Origin of the sequence: Marinococcus luteus (assembly GCF_900106595.1) — a bacterium.
GTDB lineage: Bacteria > Bacillota > Bacilli > Bacillales > Marinococcaceae > Marinococcus > Marinococcus luteus.
Map to the genome: position 1 here is coordinate 25,502 of NZ_FNNC01000005.1, position 21,244 is coordinate 46,745.

The window sequence follows — 21,244 nt, forward strand, 5'->3', positions numbered from 1 at the left end:
AATTTTATTTTCACGTGTTCGCGTAATTTTGCCCACTTGAGACATAATTATACCAGAATCCACATCAAAAATCAATGGCTTATTCAAACCATTGATTTTCTTGTAGATTAATTAAACAAACGGCTGACCGAGGTCTGCTCAAAGACATTAATAATTGCTTTAGCCATAAGCGGGCCGACGGAAAGCTGCGTTACCTTATCAATATTTTTCTCTTCCGGAAGCACGATGGAATTTGTTACTACCAGTTCTTCAATCCTCGAATTTTCGATTCTTTCAATTGCCGGGCCGGAAAGTACCGGGTGGGTGCAGCATGCGTAAACATGGTTTGCGCCCGACTCGATTAACGCATCCGCTGCGAGAGTGATCGTTCCGGCGGTATCAATAATATCATCAATAATGATGGCTGTTTTGCCTTTTACGTCACCGACGATATTCATGACCTCTGAAACGTTTGGACGCGGCCGGCGCTTATCAATAATCGCAATAGGAGCCTTCAGGCGGTCTGCCATTCTGCGCGCACGCACGACGCCTCCGTGGTCAGGCGATACAATAACGAGATCTTCCAGGCCTTTTTCGTTGAAGTGACGGGACAAAATAGGTTCTCCCTGTAGTTGATCCACCGGAATATCGAAAAATCCCTGAATTTGCGTCGCGTGTAGGTCCAGGCTCAAAATCCTGGTCGCTCCAGCTGTTTCCAGCAGATTGGCAATCAGCTTGGCTGTAATAGGCTCTCTCGCCCGGGCCTTACGGTCCTGACGTGCGTACCCGTAATAAGGGAGGACAACGCTGATCGTTTTTGCCGAAGCCCGCTTCATGGCATCGATCATAATCAAAAGCTCCATAAGATGTTCATTGGCCGGGTCTGAAGTCGACTGGACCAAAAAGACATCGCAGCCACGGATACTTTCTTCAATGTTTATCTGCACTTCTCCGTCACTGAATCTTTTTACAGAGCTGAGTCCCATTGTTGTACCGATCTGTTCAACAATTTCCTCTGCCAGTCTTGGATTTGAGTTCAGGGTGAATACTTTCAAATTGGAGCGATCCATCGTGGACATTTTTTAATTCCCTCCGTCACTTGTTTTGCTTTTTATCTGCATTTAATTTTTCACTTACATAGTTTTCTTTATTCGTCTGTCTCGACCGCGCAATGGAAAGCGCATCCTCCGGTACATCCGAAGTAATAGTGGAACCTGCTGCTACGTATGCGCCTTTCCCAACATTCACCGGTGCCACAAGGTTGGAGTTGCATCCAATAAACACGTTATCTTCGATTTTCGTTAAATGCTTGCCCATACCATCGTAATTAACAGTAATGGATCCACAGCCGATATTCACATTTTTTCCTACCTCTGCATCTCCAATGTAGCTTAGGTGGGACGTTTTGCTTCCCTGTCCGATGGATGCTTTCTTGATTTCAACAAAATTGCCGATTTTAGCTTCATCACCGATGGACGAAGCCGGCCGGACGTGGGCGTAAGGGCCGATTTGTACGGAATTTCCTACCTCGCTGTCCGTCACTGTCGATTGACGGATCACTGTTTCGCTGCCAATGACAGCGTTGCTGATTTCTGAATGCGGGCCAAGGTGGCAGGAGGTTCCTACATGTACACTGCCGCGGAGAATTGTCCCGGGCTCAACTACTGTATCAGCGCCAATCACAGATTCTTTGGAGATATAAGTATTCTCCGGATCAATAATGGTTACTCCCTGCCGCATCCAATGTTCATTAATGCGGCGCTTCATGGCTTTTTCAGCCTGGGATAAAGCCACGCGATCGTTCACCCCGATTGTCTCAGAAAAGTCAGGGGTGGTCCAGGCAGATACGGTCTCCCCCTTCTCCTGAAGGATACCAATGACATCGGGAAGGTAATATTCCCCTTGGACGTTATTGTTGTCCACCTCGCTGAGCGCATGAAACAACGCTTCATTATCAAAGCAGTAAGTCCCCGTATTAATTTCCCGGATGTTTTTTTCCGTTTCGTCTGCATCCTTATGTTCAACGATCCTGACAACTTCTCCACTGCTGCCCCGGACGACCCGGCCGTATCCGGCAGGGTCGTCTGCTACGGCTGTCAGAATGCTTGCTTTTGCTTCCATTTGTTCGTGATGATCCATCAGAGCCTGCATCGTGCTTCCCTGAATCAATGGAGTGTCTCCACACGCCACAATGGTCGTCCCTTTTTTACCTTCAAGCATCTGCCTCGTCTGCATTACAGCATGAGCCGTGCCAAGCTGTTCCTCCTGAAGCACATAAGAAGTACGCTCCTTTAAATGCTCTTCGACAGATTCTGCCCCGTGGCCGGTCACCGTCACTAATTGATCGACACCGGCGTCTTCGAGCTCGTCCACCACGTGTTCCACCATCGGTTTTCCGCAGACAGGATGAAGTACTTTATAGAGACTGGATTTCATGCGGGTGCCTTTTCCGGCAGCTAAAATAACGGCATAGCGATTATTCATGTAGGTTCCTCCATATGCGCATTTTTGTCCACTAAGAATAATATCTTAAAAGCTGTAGGTTTTCAAGAATACACTATTACCTATTCTACATAATGAACGTTTACCTATCCACCTGATTTCGTTTACAGGCAAAAATAAATAACGGCCCCCCTCGAGACCGTTATCGCTGCCCTGGTACATATAATGTTACGAAGCGCCGGCTTCGTTAAAATTTTTTTCTGCGGGCTGTTGTTCCTGTTCTTCATATTCTGCCAACACAGCGGACTGGATCTTCTCTCTCGCTGCTGACGAAATAGGATGGGCAATATCACGGAATTCCCCATCAGGGGTGCGTTTACTGGGCATAGCAACAAAGAGACCGTTATTTCCATCAATGACCCGAATATCATGGACCACAAACTCTTCATCGAATGTAATTGAGGCAATTGCTCTCATTCGTCCATCAGTATTTACCCGGCGCAGCCTGACATCTGTTACCTGCATGTTTTCACCACCTTTGGTTTATTAACTCTCTCATCTATATGTATCTCCTCTTTCGCATAAAGCGTAAAGAGGCTGATTATTGATTTCTATATTATTCCGCAAAGTCCTGCCCAGGCAAAAAATCGCCTGCAGATATATTTAATTTTAAAGTATATAAACATGTATCCAGTATAACGATGTTTTATGCATGTTACCACATCTTTTTGCTCGAGCTGAAAGTCCTGTCTTTAAAAATCTTTCCGTTATTCTTCTTATCGGCTTGTCATATGCTCTTTTCTACCCATATCGTAAAAAAACAGCGCCCCGGCTGCCATTCGCACAGGCAGCACAGAGCACTGTTTTTATGAAGCTAATAAAGCGATCACTTCAATTTCCACTTTTACATCCTTAGGGAGACGGGCCACTTCGACACATGAACGGGCCGGCTGATGCTCTTGAAAGTAAGAACCATACACTTCATTAATAACCGGAAATTCTTCCATATCTTTAATGAATACTGTTGCCTTAATAACATGATTCAGCGAAGAACCGGCTTCAGCGAGTACTGCCTGCAGATTTTGAAAAACCTGGTGCGTCTGCTCTTCGACGCCGCCGCTGACAATTTCGCCTGAGGTCGTCAAAGGAATCTGGCCGGAGCTGTAAAATACATTATTTACCTTGATGCCCTGCGAATACGGTCCAATGGCCTCTGGGGCCTGCTTAGTAAATACTTCCTTCATCTTGATCTCTCCTTTTCCAGTTTTGTGAGAAAATTGCCGGGAACTACACGGATGTTTTTTGTCTTTTCGTTTACCTCTTCCACTCTTGCAATGCTCACGTAATCATCCACCAGCCGCTCGCCCGCGCCTTCAGCTTCTACAAGCACTCCGATGCCCGCCACATTTGCCCGGAACTCCTGCAGCAGCTCTATCATTCCGCTTACCGTACCGCCTGCTTTCATGAAATCATCCACTACAAGAACGTTGGATCCTTCCGGCAGGCTCCTCCGGGCCAAGGACATCGTCTGAATGCGTCTCGATGAACCTGATACGTAATTGATGCTTACCGTCGACCCTTCCGTGACCCGGTGGTCTCTTCGCACAATGCTTACAGGTACGTCGAGATATGTACCAATTGCGTGACCAAGCGGAATGCCTTTCATAGCCACAGTAACAATGGCATCAATCTGCCGGTCCGCAAAAACAGAAGCAAACATTTTCCCCACTTCGTTCATCGTGCGCGGACGCCCAAGGATATCCATCATATATAAATACCCTCCAGGCAGCAGCCGTTCTTTGTTTTCGAGCTTTTCACACAGCCCCCCGACAAACAATTCTGCCGTGCTTTTTTCCACTTTCGGCACATATCGCACGCCGCCGCTCGCGCCTGCCACCGTACGCAGTGCACCAACGCCCTGTGTTTCAAAAATTTCTTTAATGATAGTCAAATCTTCACTTACCGAGGATTTGGCGGAATCATACCTCTCCGTAAAATAACCAAGAGAGATAAGTTCATGTGGATGCTGCAGCAAAAAATTGGTCATATCAACCAATCGGCCGCTTCGTTTCAGTTTTTTCATGCTTACCTCCGTAAAATCCGAATATTTAGCAAGAATATACCATTTTCATACGGATTTTATCAAGCGTTTCGGTCGTTCAACAGGCGAACCGCGTACACTTGGGAGCAGAAACCACGCAACGCATTATACACACGGCTTACTTTACTTTCCTTATCCACCAGTCCGAAAACAGTAGGACCGCTGCCGCTCATCAGCGCAGCATCCACCCCGGAATCGAGCATGCGGGCTTTAATCTGGCCCACCTCGGGATAAAGCGGCAGAGTTACTTCTTCAAGGGTATTGGATAAAGAGCGGCAAAGCTGCTCATAATTGTTATTCCGAATCGCCTCCACCATCGCCGGGGTCATCTCCTGGCGTTTTTTCGCCGCGTCGATTCTCCGGTAAATCTCCCCGGTGGAAACGCCTGTAGGAGGTTTAGCTAAAATTACCCAGCAGGACGGGGGCGGGTCAATGTGTTCAATCTGCTCTCCCCGGCCAGTGGCGATCGCCGTTCCTCCGTGTACGCAAAAGGAGACATCTGAGCCGATCAGCGCCCCAATTTCCGCCAGTTCCTCCATGTCCGCACCGATTTCCCAAAGCTCATTCACTCCCCGCAGAGTAGCTGCAGCATCACTGCTGCCACCGGCGAGGCCGGCAGCGACAGGGATGTTTTTATGTATGAAAATCGACACGCCGTAAGCAATACGGTATTTATCCTTTAACAGCTTTGCAGCCTGGTAAGCCAGGTTTCTATGGTCTTCCGGAAGAAAGCCTTCTGACATCTGCACGACAATTTTTCCATCTTTTCTTCGCTCAAACTCCAGACGATCAGCCAAATCCACCTGAGCCATCACCATTTTCACCTCGTGATAGCCATCTGCCCGTTTACCTAAAACGTCGAGCGTCAGATTTATTTTCGCCGGAGCCTTCTTTGATAACTTCACCATCATTCTCCTTCTCTCATCTTCCTCCACGTTTACCGTACTTTCAACCTTCTAACATTTTAGTTGAAAAACAGCAGCATGTACAGCAGGAAAAGCTTCCCTTACTGCCGCAGGAGCACGTGGATTCGGAAATCAGGCTTTCGCGCACCTTTTGGCGTCCTTTCTTCAACATGGCTTTAAAAACGAAAAAAGCTTTCCGCTTAGCGCAGAAAGCCTGTATGCTGTCCGGGGACTGCATTCGTATGTGTTAGTTAAGCCTGAAGCTCTTCTTCTTCCGTTAGATACAGTTTGACTGTCTGGGTGAGTACATCTGTATAGCTGTAAGAAAGACGTTCGACAGGATGCTGGGCTCTGTCCAGTTTGACAATAAAGACGGAAGGATATGTTTCCTCTAAATACCCGGAACGTTCGACGGTTTTCTTGCGTCCGCCATTAGCAATTACCGTAACTCGTTTACCTACTTTTAAATCCAACGCTTCTTTAATCTCCACCAATGTTTTTCCCATTGTCTAACCCACCTCACTAAAAACTATCTTACCATAGCCCGGGTTAGTTGTCAAAAATTTTTCATTATAACAATTCTTCAATTTGAATGTCAATTACTAAATCTTTCTTTTTCAGAATATCTTAAAATTCCTGGTAAAAAGGAGCAAGTTCGTTGGCCAGTAGAGCAAATTCTTCCATGGAAAGCGTTTCACCGCGTCTCCCGGGATCGATGCCGGTTTGCTCAAACGCCTGCAGCAGTCTGCCTTTCCCCTCCGGGCCCACGAGCTGGTGCAGCAAATTGTTCCAGAGGGTTTTTCTGCGCTGGACAAACGATGCCCGCACCAGGCGGAAAAAGAATTCCTCATTCACTGTGTGCACCGGCGGAGCGGAGCGCTTTTTCAAGCGGAGAATCAGCGAATCGACTCGTGGCTGCGGAATAAAAACGGTTTTAGGAACGGTCATCACCTTCTCTGTTTCCGCAAAATACTGTACCGCTATGGATAAAGATCCGTAGGCTTTTGTGCCGGGCACGGCCGCCATTCGCTCTGCCACTTCTTTTTGCAGCATAATCACAATGTTTTTAATCGGCAGCCTCTGTTCAAGCACTGCCATCAGGATGGGAGTTGTAACGTAATACGGAAGATTTCCTACGACGGATATGCTGCGGCATTCACTCATGTTTTCATGAATAAACGCCCCGAGGTTCACCTGCAGAATATCGCGGTGGTGCACCCGGACATGCGGATAAGGAGCCATTGTTTCTTCAAGAATCGGAAGCAGGCGCTGGTCGATTTCGAACGCCTCCACCTGCCCGGCCTGTTTTGCGAGATGCTCTGTGAGGGCCCCGATGCCGGGGCCTACCTCTATGACCCCGTCTTCCGGCTCTATGCCCGCTGCTTCTGCAATGCGCGTTAAAATGTTTGCGTCGATTAAGAAATTTTGTCCCAGGCTTTTTTTAAACGCAAATCCGTGTCTTTCCAGTATGTCTTTTGTCCGCCCGGGGGTCGCTATATCCTTCACGCCTTCTCCTCCTCTTCCAATAATTGTTCATACGCCGCAGTGAATTCAGCCTGACTGATTTGAAACATTTCCAGCCTTTTCAAAAACTGCTTTCCATTGGCATAGCCAATGTTCAGTATTTCCCCCAGGCGGGCACGTTTATCTCTTGAACCGCTTCCGGCGAACAGGCCAAGCTCCAGAAGGTCCTGCCTTGTTACTGCTGCTGTCACTTCCGGGTGCTCTTTTTCGCTCCGCACGTGCCTTAAAGCTTCCCGGATCGTTTCTGCAGAAGCGTGCTCAACCCCCAGACTCTGGCCCGGGCTCCCGAAGGCTTTACCTTTTGTTAAAAAAGCGTGCTTGCATCCCGGCACACGCCGGCTGACAATCCGGCGGATTCTCTCGCCTGGTACGTCCGGGTCGGTTAAAATAATAACCCCTCTTCGCTCCCTGGCGAGTTCAATCCGGCGGAGCGCTTCCTCACTTACTGCCGACCCGTTCGTTTCAATGGTGTCTGCCTCTACCGCATTGCGGACAGCTGCAGTATCAGATTTGCCCTCCACTACGATACATTCATAAATACGCACGGTTACCTTCCTTCTAAGCCAATTTAGTCTTTTTCTATGATACAGCCCGCTTTTCCAATTTCATGGAAAGAGCGGGCCTGTTCATCGTTTACAGACGGAAAAGCTGTTTAGCGTTCTTTGTCGTCTGTTCAGCCAATTCCTCATACGGAATTTCTTTCAATTCTGCGATTTTTTCAGCTACCAGCTTTACATACGCCGGCTCGTTCCGCTTGCCCCGGTAAGGGTGCGGCGCCAAAAACGGACAGTCGGTTTCCACCAGCAGCCGGTCCATCGGGATTTCCCTGCTTACTTCCTTAGGAAGCTTTGCGTTTTTGAACGTGACCGGACCGCCAAAGGAAATATAAAAATTCATATCCATGCAGCGCTTCGCCGTCTCGGCAGTTCCGCCAAAGCAGTGCATAATACCGCCGACTTCTCCCGCATTTTCTTCCTCCAGCAGATCGACAATATCATCATGGGCCTCGCGGTCATGAATAATGATCGGCATATTCACTTTCTTTGCCAGGTGTATCTGCCGGCGGAAGACATCTTTTTGTACATCCTTCGGAGACTTGTCCCAGTGATAATCAAGCCCCATTTCTCCGAGGGCAACCACGCGGGGATGGCCCGCGAGTTCCTCAAGCCAGTCCAGGTCCTCATCGGTCATGTCGACAGCGTCAACCGGGTGCCAGCCGACTGCTGCATAAATAAAATTGTACGTTTCCGCCAGTTCTATCGCTTTCGGAATCGTCTCCCGGTCAAAGCCGACGACCGTCATGTATTCAACCCCGGCTTCTTTGGCCCGCTCGATCGTTTCTGCGACTTCTCCTTCAAATTGCTCTACGTTCAAATGAACATGCGTATCAAAAAGCATTACATTCTCGTCCTTTCTTTAATTGACGATCGATCCGTTTGGAAGAGCCTGATCGATAGTAGCGAGCGTAAGTTCTTTTCCTTTAGAAGCAGCCAGGATCATTCCTTCCGACCACTCTCCCCGGAGCTTCACCGCTTTCAGATTAGTCACACAGATCACCTTCCGGCCCTTCAGATCCTCCGGGGTGTAATGCTCTGCGATGCCGGAAACGACCTGACGCTTCTCATCCCCTACGTCAAGCTGGATTTTAAGCAGTTTATTAGCTTTTTTGACTGGTTCTGCGTCGATGATTTCCGCTACCTTCAGCTCAACTTTACCAAAATCATCAATTGTGATTTCACCGTTTTCTTCCGTTTCCTCTTCCTCTTCTGCTTCCGCTTTCACTGTACCGCCCATCGATTCAATAATATACTTCACTTCATCTTCCTGCTGAAGACGAGGGAAGACAGGCACGGCCTTTCCGGCTACTCTGGTGCCTTCTTTTATATGAGCGAAGGATTTCGTCGTCTCCCAGCCTGTAATTTCTTTATCTATTCCAAGCTGCGACCAGATGCTCTTCGGCGTTTCTGTCATAAACGGCTGAATCAGTATACTGATTACCCGCAGAGATTCTGCCAGATGATACAGCACGGAGCCCAGTACTTCCCGCTCGCTTTCATCTCTTGCAAGAATCCACGGCTGCGTTTCATCAATATATTTGTTTGTCCGGCTGATAAGCTGCCATATAGCTGTCAGAGCCACTGAAAACTCCATTTCTTCAACCGCGTTTTCTACCTTTGTGACGGTTGCATCTATCAGCTCGAGCAGCGAAGCATCATACGGACTCGCATCCTTCACGTAAGCCGGGATGGAGCCGTCAAAGTATTTGTTAATCATCGCCACGGTACGATTCAAAAGATTGCCCAGATCGTTCGCGAGATCATAGTTCAGCCGGTCCACAAATCCTTCCGGCGTGAATACCCCATCGGAGCCAAACGGCACTTCCCGGAGCAGATAGTAGCGGACAGCATCCAGGCCGTAGCGGTCGACAAGCGGAATCGGATCAACCACGTTGCCTTTGGACTTCGACATTTTTCCGTCCTTCATTAACAGCCATCCGTGGCCGAACACTTTCTTTGGAAGCGGCAGATCAAGGGCCATCAGCATAATCGGCCAGTAAATAGTATGGAAACGCACGATTTCTTTGCCAACAATATGCACATCTGCCGGCCAGTATTTTTGGTATTCTTCATCGTGCTCTGTCGTGTAGCCGAGTGAAGTGATGTAGTTGCTAAGTGCGTCAATCCATACATACACCACGTGCTCCGGGTCGCTTTTGACAGGAATGCCCCACTCAAATGTTGTTCTTGAAATAGATAAATCACCGAGACCCGGTTTGATAAAATTATTAATCATTTCATTTTTACGGGATTCCGGCTGGATAAATTCAGGATTATCTTTATAAAACTGAAGCAGGCGGTCCGCATACTTGCTCATTTTGAAAAAATACGATTTTTCCCGCACCTTTTCTACCGGGTGACCGCTTTCCGGGCTGATACCGGCGGTTACATTGCCTGCTTCGTCGTACTGTTTATCTTCGAGCTGGGTTTCTGTATAAAAGGTCTCATCCGGCACCGAATACCATCCTTCATATTCACTCAGATAGATATCCCCGTTTTCTTTCAGTTTTTCAAAAATGATCTGTACAGCATCGCGGTGGCGGTCTTCAGTAGTGCGGATGAAATCATCGTAGGTAATATTTAATTTGTCCCACAGCTGCTTGATGTTCTGCGCTGCATCATCGACGAACTGCTGCGGACTGACTCCGTTTTCTTCCGCTTTTCTTTCAATTTTCTGTCCGTGTTCATCAGTTCCGGTTAAGTATTTTACATCATAGCCTCTCAGGCGCTTGTAGCGGGCGAGAGCATCTCCCGCTACTGTCGTATACGCATGTCCGATATGAAGCTTGCCGCTCGGATAATAAATCGGTGTCGTTAAATAAAAAGTGTTCTTTTCTTCTGGCATGTTTATGTCCCCCTTCAAAAATGTATAAGGTCTCTTCCAATATAAAAAAGCCTCCGTCCGCCAAAGGGACGAAAGCTGCGCTCACGTGGTACCACCCAAATTTCCGTTATTTTTACAAACAACGGCTTATTTCCAGGCGCACCCGGCCCCCGGAAGTTCAGCGTTAACGCCGCCGACGGCCCGTCTTTACTATTACAGCTCACACGGACGCCCTCCCGGACCATTTTCTCTAGTTCTGCCGCACCGGCTTCCAGCATTCCCGGTTCTCTGTGCCGGCTTCTGTAGATACTCATCCATTCGTCGGGCCAATATTTTCTACACTAATATACTATGTGTTTTTTCCCTTTTCGTCAAAAATATTTTCATTCGACAATTCGACAAAAACTAATTTTTCCGAAGTAAATATTTTCCTATTATAATTTTTTATGGTTTTTTATACATAATCGGCCTGATTAAACTCTTATTTTTTTAAAATGAACATGTAATTAAATGTATAAAAAGATTTATTTGTGTATATATGATTGAAATTTTTGTTAAATTTCACAGAAACCATGATTCAAATTCGTTGACGGTGTTAGAAAACATTGGTATTGTTAGCATACAGATAGAAAATGTCGAATTTTGACGAATAAAACTAAATTTAAGGAGGACCTACCAATGAAATCAACAGGTATCGTACGTAAGGTTGACGAATTAGGGCGCGTAGTTATTCCAATTGAACTCCGCCGTACACTTGAAATCCAAGAGAAAGACGCTCTTGAAATTTATGTGGACCATGACCGCATTGTATTGAAAAAATATAAACCAAACATGACTTGCCAGGTAACCGGAGAAGTGTCGGATGACAACTTATCTCTTGCCGACGGTAAAATCATTCTTTCCCCTGAAGGCGCTGAAGCAATTATTAAAGATCTTCAGGATTATGTGCAAAACCATAAATCGAACGCTTAAGTTCACGAAAAAGCCTTTCCTTTCGGGGGAAGGCTCTTTTTTTATGGTTTATTTAACCCGTGATAAGCCGCATACACTTCCTGTTTTTTAACATTTCGGCGCTGGGCGGTTTTTTTAATCGCTTCTTTGCTTGAAGCGCCCGCTTCCATGTATTTCTGGACTTCTTCCTCCATCGGCCCATCGTCCTCTTCTGCGGCTTCATCCGAAACAGGCTTTTCTACAATTAATACGCACTCCCCTTTAATGTCTCTGTCCTCAAAAGCAGCCGCTGCTTCAAGCAGGGTGCCACGGACAAACTCTTCATATTTCTTCGTTAATTCTCTTGCCACCACAGCCGGCACGTCCCCCCATTCTTCATGCAGAAAGTGGATGGTTCCGAGCAGGCGGTACGGCGATTCATAAAGAACAATTGGTACGCCTGATGGAAGCTGGTGCAGAACCGTGCGTATGTCTTTTTTCTTTCGCGGCAGAAACCCATGAAAATAAAAGCCGCCGCCCCCGAGTCCGGAAGCTGTCAGCGCTGGCAGAAGAGCACTTGCACCGGGGAGCGGCACTACCGGTATTCCCTGTGCAATGCATTCCTGCACGAGTTCATCCCCAGGGTCAGATACCAGCGGCGTACCTGCATCACTTACCATCGCCACCTGTCTTCCCTCTGTGAGCCACTGCAGAATTTTTTCCTGTTTTTGACGCTTGTTATGTTCGTGATAGCTCTCTAAAGGCGTATCTATCTGATAGTGCTGGGTAAGCTTTTTTGTCTGTCTCGTATCTTCGGCCAAAATATATGCCGCTTCCTGAAGTATACGCACCGCCCGAAAGGTAATATCCTCTAAATTCCCAATCGGCGTTGGCACTAAATAAAGCATGCCAGTATTTTCAGTAGCCTGAAAGCTGAACTGCTGGGTCATCATGCGCCTCCTTCATTAACTGTTGTTTGTGACTGCGGGGGAGCTGCTTAATGCGGTATTCCTCCCGCATCGCCTCTGCTTTTGTAGGGAATCTCTGATGATAAACGATCCGCACAGGCCCCCTCCCCTTCGTATACTTCGCACCCCGGCCTGCATTGTGGGCTTCCAGCCGCTTTTGCAGATTGTTTGTATAGCCGGTATACAGGCTCCCGTCCCGACATTGCAATATATACACAACATGTTTATTTTGTTCCATAGTATGCCTTAAACTCCTCTGTATACTGTCCGTCTGCGTTATAGACAATAATCGCGGGAAGACACTCCAAACCGGGCCTGCCAGCTTTCATTCCCTCCACCATCACGATATTTGCCTCCCGCTCTGCCTTTGGATGCACAAACTGTACCCGCTTCGGCTCGATCCGGTATTTCTGGTAATAACTAAACAGCTCTGCAAGCCTTTCCGGACGAAGAACCATAGCCACCTTTCCTTTCTGCTTGGCTAAAAATGCGGCGGATTGTACAAATTCCTCCAGGCTTCCGTGCTCCTCGTGGCGTGCATTTGCCAGCTTTTCCTGCTTATTTTTCATTGTCTCCCGGCCGGTATCAAAATAAGGAGGATTGCACGTCACCAGCGACCACTGATCACCGTGATACCTGGAACGAACCGTCCGTACGTCTTCCTGCTGAACGGTAACCTGCCCGTCCGCTCCGTTCATGGCCATCGTCCGGGCCGCCATATCACACAGCTCCGGCTGTCTTTCTATACCTGTAACAGGAACGCGGCTCCGCTCTGTTAATAACAGAGGGATAATTCCGTTACCGGTCCCAAGATCGATAATTTTCCCAACAGTTTTCGGCACAGAGCAAAAATACGCAAGCAGCACCGAATCAATGGAAAACGCAAAAGCATTTTCATGTTGAATAATAGACTTCTTAGAAGGGGTATAGTCGACTCTCTCACCTTCTTGTAATACCTCTTTCACTGCCTACGCCCCCTGGTTTTGTATTGATTCACAGTTTTTCATATATCCACTTTCTGCTGAGTGGCCTGCTGAAAAGCTGCATACCGTCCCTGCTTTCGAAGAAGTTCACTGTGCGTTCCCTGTTCTGCAATTTCTCCATTATCCATGACATAGATGATATCTGCTTTTTCAATGGTGTTTAAGCGGTGGGCCACTACAAAAGAAGTACGTCCTTTCATTAAACGCCCCAGCGCCTCCTGTATTCTCATTTCTGTTACTGTGTCCACGCTTGAGGTTGCTTCATCAAGAATCAGAATTTTCGGGTCGGATAGGACTGCCTTGGCGATGGAAAGCAGCTGCCGCTGCCCGTGACTGAATCCGCTTCCTTCCTTCCCAAGCATCGTCTGGTATCCTTCCGGCAGCCGCTCGATAAATGCATGGGCGTTGGCCGCTTTTGCCGCTTCTATTACTTCTTCATCCGCGGCATCCAGATTACCGTAGCGTATGTTTTCCATTACCGTTTTTTCAAACAGAAAATCATCCTGCAGAACTACGCTCATCTGCTTCCGAAGGTGCTTAATGTTCCATTCAGAAAGAGGTGTCTGGTCCACGTAAACCTCTCCGGCTTCCGCCGTATAAAAACCGATAATTAAATTCATTACGGTCGTTTTCCCCGAGCCGGTAGGGCCTATAAAAGCAGCTGTCTCGCCGGCATTTACATGAAAATCAATGCCGCGGAGCACCTTTTCGTTTTCATAACCAAACGAAACGTCCTGAAACTTTACTTCTCCGGAAACAGTCTTTGCTGTTCCTTCTTCCTCCCGGTGGTCCTCCGCCTGCTCGTCCAGAAACGAAAAAATTCTCTCTGCGCCGGCAAGCGCCGCAAACAGAGCATTAAACTGATTCGCCAGGTCGTTCAGCGGCCGGGTAAACTGCCGGGAATATTCCACAAAAATCACGATCGTACCAATGGTGACCGCTCCGACACCATAATACGCCAAAATGCCTCCGGCTCCTGCAGTAACCGCGAAATTAATATTGTTTAAAAAATTCATCCATTTCGGGATAAAACCAGAATACGTCTGAGCCCAAAACCCTGCATGACGAAGGGTCTCACTTTCCTGTTCAAAGTTTTTCATGACACGCGGCTCTTTAGAAAATACCTTCACGATCGACTGGCCGGAAATCGTTTCTTCAGCATACCCGTTCACTGCCCCAACCGCCTGCTGCTGCTTTTGAAACAACAGTCTTGTCCGTCTGGTAATCCAGCGCAGACCCAAGAACATGACCGGCAGAAACAAAAGCGTAAAAAAGGTGAGAAGCGGGCTGATCACTAACATGATAACGAGAATGCCGGTAAACGTTAACAGGCTTGTCATGATCTGCACGACCGAGGTGTTTAAAGTAGTTGATATGTTATCCATATCGTTCGTCATTCTGCTCATGATCGAGCCGTGCTGCCGTTTGTCAAAAAACGAAAGCGGCAGTGTCTGCAGATGGGAAAAAAGGTGGTAACGAAGCTTAAATACGGCCTGCTGGGCAAGAGAAATCATCACATAAGTCTGAATGGTGCTCATAACTCCCCACCCAACGTACACAGCAAACAACAGTGAAAGTATCGTGCCAAGCCCTTCGAGACGCTGCGGCACTAAATACTGGTCAACAATATGGCCGAGAAGCAGCGGTCCCGAAAGCATAAAGGCAGCAGTAAAAAACACGCAGACAAAAACAGCTGTCAGCCGCCATTTCTGAACGGACAGGTAAGACCAGAGCCGGACTGTCGTACGTTTCCAGTTCTGTATCCGGTCGGTGTCCGGACGGCCGTCTGCCTGGGAAGGATTAATATCCGGGTGTTTATATTGAAACGGCGAGGTGATCCAGTGCTTTTTCATGTCGCCGCCTCCTTCCCGTACTGTGATTGATACAGCTGTCTGTAGAATGCAGACTCCTTATAAAGCTCTTCATGAGTACCGAACCCGATGACTTCCCCGTGCTCAAGAAGCAGCATTTTATCCGCCTTCAGCGCCGTTGAAAGCTTTTGAGTCACTAAAATGGAGGTGCACGGATACGCTTCAAGTGCCTCTAGAAATTCTGCCTCCGTTTCCGCATCCAGCGCACTTGTGCTGTCATCGAGGAGCAGCAGCCCCGGGTTTCGCAGCAGCGCCCGGGCAATCGTCACCCGCTGTTTCTGACCACCCGAGAGATTTACGCCATTCTGCCCGATCATCGTTTGCTCCTGCTCGGGCAGGGCCCGGATCGTTTCCTCAAGCTGAGCCGTCTCCACCGCTTTGCTTATTTCCCCGTCTCCGGCTTCTTCCCGGCCCCACTGAATATTTTCCCGAATTGTCCCTGAAAATAATTTTGCCTCCTGGGGCACATAGCCAACTTGGGTTCTTAAAGAAGCAATGTTAAGATTCCTCGTGTCCGAATTATCAATAAGAAGACGGCCGCTGACCGGCTCATACAAACGAAGTATTAACTGGAACAAAGAAGATTTACCAGCCCCGGTCGCCCCGAGAACCGCCATCTGCTCGCCGCGTTTCACGTGAAACGTTACATCATTCAGGGCCGGGACCCGGCTGTCGCTATAAGCAAAAGTCACATTCTCAAACTGGACATCTATACTTCCTTCTTTTTTCACCGCATCCTGCCCGGAATTTTCTTTTTCGGTACCTTCGAGCACCTCTTCAATCCGCGAGGCGGAGGTTCTCGCCCGTGCAAGCAGCGTAATCAGCATACCGACAACGCCAAGCGCGCCAGTCATTCTTGTAGCATAGTTAACTACCGCTACCACCTCACCTACCTGGGCCTCGTTGTTCTGCACGGCAGACCCTCCGATCCAAAGCATAAGCACAATCGCTGCGTTCATTAAAAACAACAGGATTGGCGAAGTAAGAGCCGTATAACGAAAAGCTTTAACAGCACTTTCCTGGAGAGCTTCATTCTGTACAAAAAAGCGTTTAATTTCATGCTGCTCGCGGCCAAAAACCCGTACAAGCCTCAGCCCGCCAAGGTTTTCCTTCATTACCCTGTTCACAGCATCGATACGCTTTTGCAAGCTGCCGAAATAAATCATCCCTTTTGTCATCAGCCATGCGAGGATTAACAGCAAAAAAGGAATAAAAATCACCAGTATGAGAGCCATTCGGGCATTTACCACAAAAGCCATAACAGTCGCGCCAATCAGCAAAAGCGGGGAACGAAGCATAAACCGGAGCATCATCACAATCATGTTTTGTACCTGGGTAATATCGTTGGTGAGCCTGGTAAGTAACGAGGACTGCGGGAAATTCTGCAGATTCTCAAGGCTTGACTCCTGGACACGCTTATACATTTCATTGCGCAGATCAAAGCCGGTGCTGTGTCCGACATGGTCAGCGAAAAAACAGTTCAGCACCCCAACGCCAAAGCTGAGCAGGGCAAGGCCCGCCATCGCAAGCCCAAGGCTGACGACCAGGCCGATATCATTGTTTGCCAGACCGTCATCGATCAGTCTCGCAAGAAGAAGCGGCTGAAATAATTCCACCGATAATTCAATCAAAAGCAGAAAGAAAGACAACACCGCTGCTGCTTTATAAGGACGAACATAGCGTAAAATAGTTTTCATCAAAAGACTCCTTGCACATTTCTGCCCGCGTTAAGAATTATTTATATTTTAGCACATGCCTGCAGCTTATTTCTTCTCAATCCGGCACAAAAACCGGCCTTCTCATACGAAAAGGCCGGCTGGCAGCTACACGATGTCGAGTGGTTGCTTTGTCTGCGGCTTCGGAAAAGCACGATCCAGCATTTCGACTTCTTCATTTGTCAGTGTCACACTCGCTGCCTCCGCATTTTCCCGCACATGTTCCGGATTGGACGTCTTCGGAATGCTTAACACCATCCCCGAGTGGATGGTCCAGGCGAGTGCAATCTGCAGTGGAGTCATGCTCCGGCGCTCAGCGATTCTCTGCAGGGTCCGGCTTTCTCCAAGCGTACGCCCTCCTCCCTGGTCAAGCGGACAGTATGCCATTACCGGCATCCGCTGGTCCTTCATCCACGGCATCAGGTCAAACTCAATCCCCCTTGAAGCCAGGTGATATAACACTTGATTGCAGACGGCGTTACCTCCATGCTCGAGCGAGAGCAGCTCTTTCATCTCCCGGGTATCCAGATTGGAAACGCCCCATCGCTTGATTTTTCCATCTGCTTTTAATTTTTCCATGCCCTTCACTGTTTCTTTGAGAGGGACACTTCCACTCCAGTGGAGTAAATACAAGTCCAGCTGTTCCACACCGAGACGGCTGAGCGACCCTTCGCATGCTTTTTCAAGTTTTTCGCCGCCTGCGTTATTTGGAAGAACCTTGGAAACGACAAAGGCTTCCTCTCTTCTTCCTTCCAGTGCCTCTCCGGCTAGTTCCTCTGCTTTGCCTCCGCCGTACATTTCGGCTGTATCAATCACCGTCATTCCATAATCAAGTCCTGTCCGCAATGCTTCTATTTCCTGCTCCCTCAGCCCAGCGTTGTCTCCCATATGCCATGTCCCCTGGCCAAGCGACGGAAGCTCCGTGCCGTCCCGAAGGGTTATCGTGCGAGCCTGGACATGCTCTTTGATGGATTTTGATATATCGCTCATTGATGATCCCGTCCTTTCGCTTTGTTTTTATCTGTAATACCACCCATTTCGGCAAAAAACCGTTCAGGCCTTTCTTTACCTGGGCAGCCCTCTTTCCATCTTTATCGTTTTTAACGGCGTTGCCATAAACATTTCTGTGAAGCGCTCCGTTTCCCGGAACCCCTGCTTTTCGTAAAAAGCTTCAGCCCGGGTATTTCCCTCTTCCACATACACTGTCACCGTCTTCTTTTCAGCAGAAATATATTCCATCCCGGCGTCGAACAGTTTTTGTCCCCAGCCGGCCCGCTGATACTCGGGCAGTACGTAAAGAGCTGCGAGCTCCGCTTCCTCCTGCTGCAGCACGTTAATATAGCCTATCAGAACGCTTTCGGTAACCGCGGCTAAAAATATGGACTCTCCGCGCTTAACATCAAACATTTTTTTAGAGTACGCAGCGTCAATGAACGCCTCTCTTGTCCGGGCCGGTATTAAATTCTTATACGTATGCTCCCACGTGAGCTCAGCCACCCGGCGCACCGCTTCATAGTCTTCCTCTTGTACAAGCCTGATCATTGCACGCCCTCCTCGTTGAAAACGCATGAGTGTGTGTCCTCAAGATATAAACGAAACCGCTTGTCTTTACAGACAGGCGGTTCCAGATAGCTTATTTTTGATTTAAAAAGGAGAGGCAGAATAAACAGTCTCCATCCGTCCGCAGGCTGCCGTAATGCATATTACAAATGTGGAAGCCTTCATGGTACAGGCGGGCAAGGTTATCATAGCCCTCCCCCATACTGCTTGTCTGAATTCGGCTCGGCCCCGGCTGAGAATCCCCTCCGGCTAATTCCTTTTCCTGAATCTCCTCACCGCTGTCTTCCACCCGCTGACGCAGGTGCTGATTTTCAAGTACGAGTGCCTGGTTCTCTTCAATCAGCATCGCCAGCTGTTCTTTGAGCTCTCCCAGTTCATCATGGAGCCTGCCGATCCGCTCTTCCATATGAATCACCTGGGAGAAGATTTCTTTTTTATCCACTCGCACCCCCACCTTCTCCGTCCGTTTAACTGTTATCCTGCGATGAAGCCTTCATCAAGCAGCTCATCCAGCGAAAATTCCAATACTCTCTCTTCTTCTGCGTAGTTCACCTGTACGAGGCGTTCTAAAATGTTGATACCGGCTACCTTTCCTTTGCCTTCCGGGGTATCAATATGCTCTCCAACGTCCGGCATTTCACGCTTGGCTGTTTCATAATGATCGTTTTCATATTTCAAACAGCACATAAGCCTGCCGCACAGACCGGAAATCTTTGCCGGATTTAAGGAAAGATTCTGATCTTTTGCCATCTTAATGGAAACCGGCTCAAAATCTCCGAGAAACGTCGAACAGCAAAGCATTCTTCCGCACGGGCCGATTCCGCCGAGCATTTTAGCTTCGTCCCGGACACCAATCTGCCGGAGTTCAATTCTCGTACGAAACTGGGAAGCTAAATCCTTCACCAGCTGACGGAAATCCACCCGTCCTTCCGCCGTGAAATAAAATAAAATCTTATTCCGGTCAAAGGTATATTCCACGTTCACCAGATTCATATCCAGCTGGTGCGTCGCAATTTTTTCGCAGCCGAGATCGTATGCTTCCTGCTCAAGCTGTTTATTTTCTTTCACAGCGGCATGATCATCCTCATCGGCAAGCCTCATAACTTTTTTAAGCGGCAGTACGACATCATCGCCGCTGACCTGCTTATTTTCAAGCACTACTTTTCCGTACTCAATTCCTCTGGCCGTTTCTACTATGACCCAGCTTTCTACCTGCACGTCATGGCCGTTCGGGGAAAAGTAATAAATCTTTCCCGCCTTTTTAAACCGGACGCCTACTACATCATGCAATGTCATGATCCCTCCTGTAACTGGATCAGCAGCTGTTCCATCAGAAGCTGCGCATTCGCGTTAGCCCGGAGCCGGCGCTTTGCTTCTAAAATTGCCTGCAGTCGGGCAACGACCTCCATTTCTGAAAAACGAAGGGCTACTCGTTCCAACGTCGCTTTTTGATCGAAGTATGTGATGTCATCCGAACCGTATATGATCGACAGGAGGTCGCGATACCAAAAAAGCAGCATATCTAAGCCGATGTCCAGTTCTTCTCTATCTGAAAAATGTACAAGCCATTTATCCTGCAGTGTCAATAATGCACTGTGAAGGCGTTGATGCACCTCTTCCGTTAATTGTATCACTAGATTTCGACCCTGTACAATCCACTCAGCCTGCGCCGCGTCGTTTTCACGCCCGGGGACATGGGCCAGTTTTGCAAGCAGGCCGGCCGCAATTTCCCCTGTACCTTCCCTTTCCTGAAATAAACGGCGGCGACGTTCCACGGATGGAGGAGAAAACGCAATCTTTTGGGCGCGGGACTGAATCGTGTCCAGCAGAAAATGAGCATTTTCCGTTAATAAAATCGCGAGCGTCGGACTTTCCGGTTCTTCGAGGAACTTCAGCAGACTGTTGGCTGCACTGGCCGTCATACGGTCAGCGTCTTCGATAATATAAATTTTTAAACGGGCTTCCATTCCTTTGTAGGTGAATTCTTTTTGAAGCATTTCCACCTGTGCTTTTTTAATCGAAGCACCTTCCGGCTGTAAAAACATGACTTCCGAATGGTTCCCGTGCGTAATTCTGCGGCATTCCCGGCATTCTCCGCACGGCACCGAACCGCTTTTTTCTACGCAAAAAAAGCGCTGTGCCATTAGAAGCGCTGTTTCACGCTTGCCGGCACCCGCTTTTCCTTCAAATATATAAGCATGGGCCACGCGGTCTTTGTTCATGCTTCTTTCCAACAGCGACATTACTGTAGGCTGTTCTTCCTGCATGGCTTCCCAACTCATGTTAATCTCTCCGTCTTTAATATTTTTCAAACTCTTCCACGTTTAATTGAAAAACGGTCGCTCCGCCGACCTGTACTTCCACAGGGTAGGGAACGTAGGAATCTGCGTTTCCGCCCATAGGCGAAACAGGAGCGACGAGCTGTTCCCGGGTTTTGCAGTTTTCCTGGATGACCTTTTTTACTTCATCCACCTGCTCATCTTCCACACCGATTAAAAACGTGGTGCTTCCGGCTTTCAAAAACCCGCCAGTACTCGCGAGCCTGGTCGCCTGAAAATTTGCTTCCACCAGCGCATTAGACAACCGGTTACTATCTTTATCCTGCACCACAGCCACTAACAGCTTCATGCTCCGTACCTCCTATTTCGTCCAGATCCACAATATTTATTACTTTTATTTTACTGTATATACAGTAAAAAGTGAAGCACACCAACGAAACAGCCATTTGTTGAACATTCGATTCAACACTTAAGCCTAAGACCTTTTGATCAATATTTGGGAATAAACACACTGGAATTGAAGCCATCAGCAAAATATGGAATACTTCAAGTAACAGTTTCCTATTTATGGCATTGCCGAATCATCAGATTAACGAAGAAAGGAAG

At 48.1% G+C, this 21,244-nt stretch carries 22 protein-coding genes and 1 pseudogene; 1 reads left to right on the forward strand and 22 read right to left on the reverse strand.

Going from position 1 to position 21,244, the window contains the following annotated elements; translation table 11 throughout:
* Positions 1 to 107 precede the first annotated feature (107 nt).
* The 11 genes and pseudogenes from BLV22_RS10680 to metG all read right to left on the reverse strand — a co-directional run.
* A complete protein-coding gene (locus BLV22_RS10680; protein ID WP_091615026.1) occupies positions 108 to 1,058 on the reverse strand; it encodes a ribose-phosphate diphosphokinase in 951 nt (316 codons plus the stop codon).
* 16 nt (positions 1,059 to 1,074) lie between these two features.
* Positions 1,075 to 2,463 (reverse strand): bifunctional UDP-N-acetylglucosamine diphosphorylase/glucosamine-1-phosphate N-acetyltransferase GlmU, encoded by a 1,389-nt coding sequence (gene glmU / locus BLV22_RS10685; RefSeq protein ID WP_091615029.1) that lies wholly within the window; start codon positions 2,461 to 2,463, stop codon positions 1,075 to 1,077.
* Between the two features lie 186 nt (positions 2,464 to 2,649).
* Positions 2,650 to 2,946 (reverse strand): septation regulator SpoVG, encoded by a 297-nt coding sequence (gene spoVG, locus BLV22_RS10690; protein ID WP_091615031.1) that lies wholly within the window; start codon positions 2,944 to 2,946, stop codon positions 2,650 to 2,652.
* Positions 2,947 to 3,287: 341 nt separating this feature from the next.
* Complete coding sequence (locus tag BLV22_RS10695; RefSeq protein ID WP_091615034.1) at positions 3,288 to 3,665, reverse strand: RidA family protein; 378 nt, start codon at positions 3,663 to 3,665, stop codon at positions 3,288 to 3,290.
* Positions 3,662 to 4,504 carry a pur operon repressor gene (gene purR / locus BLV22_RS10700; protein ID WP_022792870.1) on the reverse strand — a complete coding sequence of 281 codons (843 nt, stop codon included), beginning with the start codon at positions 4,502 to 4,504 and terminating at the stop codon, positions 3,662 to 3,664. The genes BLV22_RS10695 and purR overlap by 4 nt, the downstream gene beginning before the upstream one ends.
* A 59-nt stretch (positions 4,505 to 4,563) precedes the next feature.
* A complete protein-coding gene (ispE, locus tag BLV22_RS10705; RefSeq protein ID WP_091615603.1) occupies positions 4,564 to 5,427 on the reverse strand; it encodes a 4-(cytidine 5'-diphospho)-2-C-methyl-D-erythritol kinase in 864 nt (287 codons plus the stop codon).
* Positions 5,428 to 5,678: 251 nt separating this feature from the next.
* On the reverse strand, positions 5,679 to 5,933 hold the full coding sequence (locus BLV22_RS10710; protein WP_022792872.1) for a Veg family protein: 255 nt from the start codon (positions 5,931 to 5,933) through the stop codon (positions 5,679 to 5,681).
* Positions 5,934 to 6,054: 121 nt separating this feature from the next.
* Positions 6,055 to 6,933 (reverse strand): 16S rRNA (adenine(1518)-N(6)/adenine(1519)-N(6))-dimethyltransferase RsmA, encoded by an 879-nt coding sequence (gene rsmA, locus BLV22_RS10715; RefSeq protein WP_091615037.1) that lies wholly within the window; start codon positions 6,931 to 6,933, stop codon positions 6,055 to 6,057.
* Complete coding sequence (rnmV, locus tag BLV22_RS10720) at positions 6,930 to 7,496, reverse strand: ribonuclease M5 (RefSeq protein WP_091615040.1); 567 nt, start codon at positions 7,494 to 7,496, stop codon at positions 6,930 to 6,932. The genes rsmA and rnmV overlap by 4 nt, the downstream gene beginning before the upstream one ends.
* Before the next feature lie 88 nt (positions 7,497 to 7,584).
* Positions 7,585 to 8,349 carry a TatD family hydrolase gene (locus BLV22_RS10725; protein WP_091615043.1) on the reverse strand — a complete coding sequence of 255 codons (765 nt, stop codon included), beginning with the start codon at positions 8,347 to 8,349 and terminating at the stop codon, positions 7,585 to 7,587.
* An 18-nt stretch (positions 8,350 to 8,367) separates the two neighbouring features.
* Positions 8,368 to 10,380, reverse strand: a pseudogene (gene metG, locus BLV22_RS10730) (methionine--tRNA ligase); the annotation flags it as partial.
* A gap of 630 nt (positions 10,381 to 11,010) precedes the next feature.
* Between metG and BLV22_RS10740 the strand changes: the two are divergent.
* Complete coding sequence (locus tag BLV22_RS10740) at positions 11,011 to 11,304, forward strand: transition state genes transcriptional regulator AbrB (RefSeq protein WP_022792877.1); 294 nt, start codon at positions 11,011 to 11,013, stop codon at positions 11,302 to 11,304.
* 41 nt (positions 11,305 to 11,345) lie between these two features.
* Here the strand turns inward: BLV22_RS10740 and rsmI are convergent, their stop codons facing one another.
* From rsmI to BLV22_RS10795, 11 genes are all read right to left on the reverse strand, one after another.
* The gene (rsmI, locus tag BLV22_RS10745) at positions 11,346 to 12,212 is read right to left on the reverse strand and encodes a 16S rRNA (cytidine(1402)-2'-O)-methyltransferase (RefSeq protein WP_425433806.1); all 867 of its coding nucleotides are present in this window, start codon (positions 12,210 to 12,212) and stop codon (positions 11,346 to 11,348) included.
* Complete coding sequence (locus BLV22_RS10750) at positions 12,181 to 12,468, reverse strand: GIY-YIG nuclease family protein (protein ID WP_091615053.1); 288 nt, start codon at positions 12,466 to 12,468, stop codon at positions 12,181 to 12,183. The genes rsmI and BLV22_RS10750 overlap by 32 nt, the downstream gene beginning before the upstream one ends.
* Complete coding sequence (locus tag BLV22_RS10755; protein WP_091615056.1) at positions 12,455 to 13,195, reverse strand: tRNA1(Val) (adenine(37)-N6)-methyltransferase; 741 nt, start codon at positions 13,193 to 13,195, stop codon at positions 12,455 to 12,457. Before BLV22_RS10755 ends, BLV22_RS10750 begins: the two co-directional genes overlap by 14 nt.
* A 38-nt stretch (positions 13,196 to 13,233) precedes the next feature.
* Entirely contained in the window at positions 13,234 to 15,066 is a 1,833-nt protein-coding gene (locus tag BLV22_RS10760) for an ABC transporter ATP-binding protein (protein WP_091615058.1), read from the reverse strand.
* Complete coding sequence (locus BLV22_RS10765; RefSeq protein ID WP_091615061.1) at positions 15,063 to 16,781, reverse strand: ABC transporter ATP-binding protein; 1,719 nt, start codon at positions 16,779 to 16,781, stop codon at positions 15,063 to 15,065. The genes BLV22_RS10760 and BLV22_RS10765 overlap by 4 nt, the downstream gene beginning before the upstream one ends.
* A 126-nt stretch (positions 16,782 to 16,907) precedes the next feature.
* A complete protein-coding gene (locus BLV22_RS10770; protein WP_091615064.1) occupies positions 16,908 to 17,789 on the reverse strand; it encodes an aldo/keto reductase in 882 nt (293 codons plus the stop codon).
* 75 nt (positions 17,790 to 17,864) lie between these two features.
* Positions 17,865 to 18,341, reverse strand: coding sequence for a GNAT family N-acetyltransferase (locus BLV22_RS10775; RefSeq protein ID WP_176967745.1), 477 nt, complete (start codon positions 18,339 to 18,341; stop codon positions 17,865 to 17,867).
* A gap of 91 nt (positions 18,342 to 18,432) precedes the next feature.
* The gene (yabA, locus tag BLV22_RS10780) at positions 18,433 to 18,801 is read right to left on the reverse strand and encodes a DNA replication initiation control protein YabA (RefSeq protein WP_091615070.1); all 369 of its coding nucleotides are present in this window, start codon (positions 18,799 to 18,801) and stop codon (positions 18,433 to 18,435) included.
* Positions 18,802 to 18,833: 32 nt separating this feature from the next.
* Positions 18,834 to 19,649 (reverse strand): PSP1 domain-containing protein, encoded by an 816-nt coding sequence (locus BLV22_RS10785; protein ID WP_091615606.1) that lies wholly within the window; start codon positions 19,647 to 19,649, stop codon positions 18,834 to 18,836.
* A 2-nt stretch (positions 19,650 to 19,651) separates the two neighbouring features.
* A complete protein-coding gene (gene holB / locus BLV22_RS10790; RefSeq protein ID WP_091615608.1) occupies positions 19,652 to 20,641 on the reverse strand; it encodes a DNA polymerase III subunit delta' in 990 nt (329 codons plus the stop codon).
* 16 nt (positions 20,642 to 20,657) lie between these two features.
* Complete coding sequence (locus BLV22_RS10795; protein WP_091615072.1) at positions 20,658 to 20,987, reverse strand: cyclic-di-AMP receptor; 330 nt, start codon at positions 20,985 to 20,987, stop codon at positions 20,658 to 20,660.
* Positions 20,988 to 21,244 lie beyond the last annotated feature (257 nt).

Bases quoted from the DNA above. Each gene is read 5' to 3' on its own strand.
- BLV22_RS10680 (WP_091615026.1), bottom strand. From the start codon at position 1,058: ATGTCCACGATGGATCGCTCCAATTTGAAAGTATTCACCCTGAACTCA.
- glmU (WP_091615029.1), bottom strand. From the start codon at position 2,463: ATGAATAATCGCTATGCCGTTATTTTAGCTGCCGGAAAAGGCACCCGC.
- spoVG (WP_091615031.1), bottom strand. From the start codon at position 2,946: ATGCAGGTAACAGATGTCAGGCTGCGCCGGGTAAATACTGATGGACGA.
- BLV22_RS10695 (WP_091615034.1), bottom strand. From the start codon at position 3,665: ATGAAGGAAGTATTTACTAAGCAGGCCCCAGAGGCCATTGGACCGTAT.
- purR (WP_022792870.1), bottom strand. From the start codon at position 4,504: ATGAAAAAACTGAAACGAAGCGGCCGATTGGTTGATATGACCAATTTT.
- BLV22_RS10710 (WP_022792872.1), bottom strand. From the start codon at position 5,933: ATGGGAAAAACATTGGTGGAGATTAAAGAAGCGTTGGATTTAAAAGTA.
- BLV22_RS10725 (WP_091615043.1), bottom strand. From the start codon at position 8,349: ATGCTTTTTGATACGCATGTTCATTTGAACGTAGAGCAATTTGAAGGA.
- BLV22_RS10740 (WP_022792877.1), top strand. From the start codon at position 11,011: ATGAAATCAACAGGTATCGTACGTAAGGTTGACGAATTAGGGCGCGTA.
- rsmI (WP_425433806.1), bottom strand. From the start codon at position 12,212: ATGACCCAGCAGTTCAGCTTTCAGGCTACTGAAAATACTGGCATGCTT.
- BLV22_RS10750 (WP_091615053.1), bottom strand. From the start codon at position 12,468: ATGGAACAAAATAAACATGTTGTGTATATATTGCAATGTCGGGACGGG.
- BLV22_RS10760 (WP_091615058.1), bottom strand. From the start codon at position 15,066: ATGAAAAAGCACTGGATCACCTCGCCGTTTCAATATAAACACCCGGAT.
- BLV22_RS10765 (WP_091615061.1), bottom strand. From the start codon at position 16,781: ATGAAAACTATTTTACGCTATGTTCGTCCTTATAAAGCAGCAGCGGTG.
- BLV22_RS10770 (WP_091615064.1), bottom strand. From the start codon at position 17,789: ATGAGCGATATATCAAAATCCATCAAAGAGCATGTCCAGGCTCGCACG.
- BLV22_RS10775 (WP_176967745.1), bottom strand. From the start codon at position 18,341: ATGATCAGGCTTGTACAAGAGGAAGACTATGAAGCGGTGCGCCGGGTG.
- holB (WP_091615608.1), bottom strand. From the start codon at position 20,641: ATGAGTTGGGAAGCCATGCAGGAAGAACAGCCTACAGTAATGTCGCTG.
- BLV22_RS10795 (WP_091615072.1), bottom strand. From the start codon at position 20,987: ATGAAGCTGTTAGTGGCTGTGGTGCAGGATAAAGATAGTAACCGGTTG.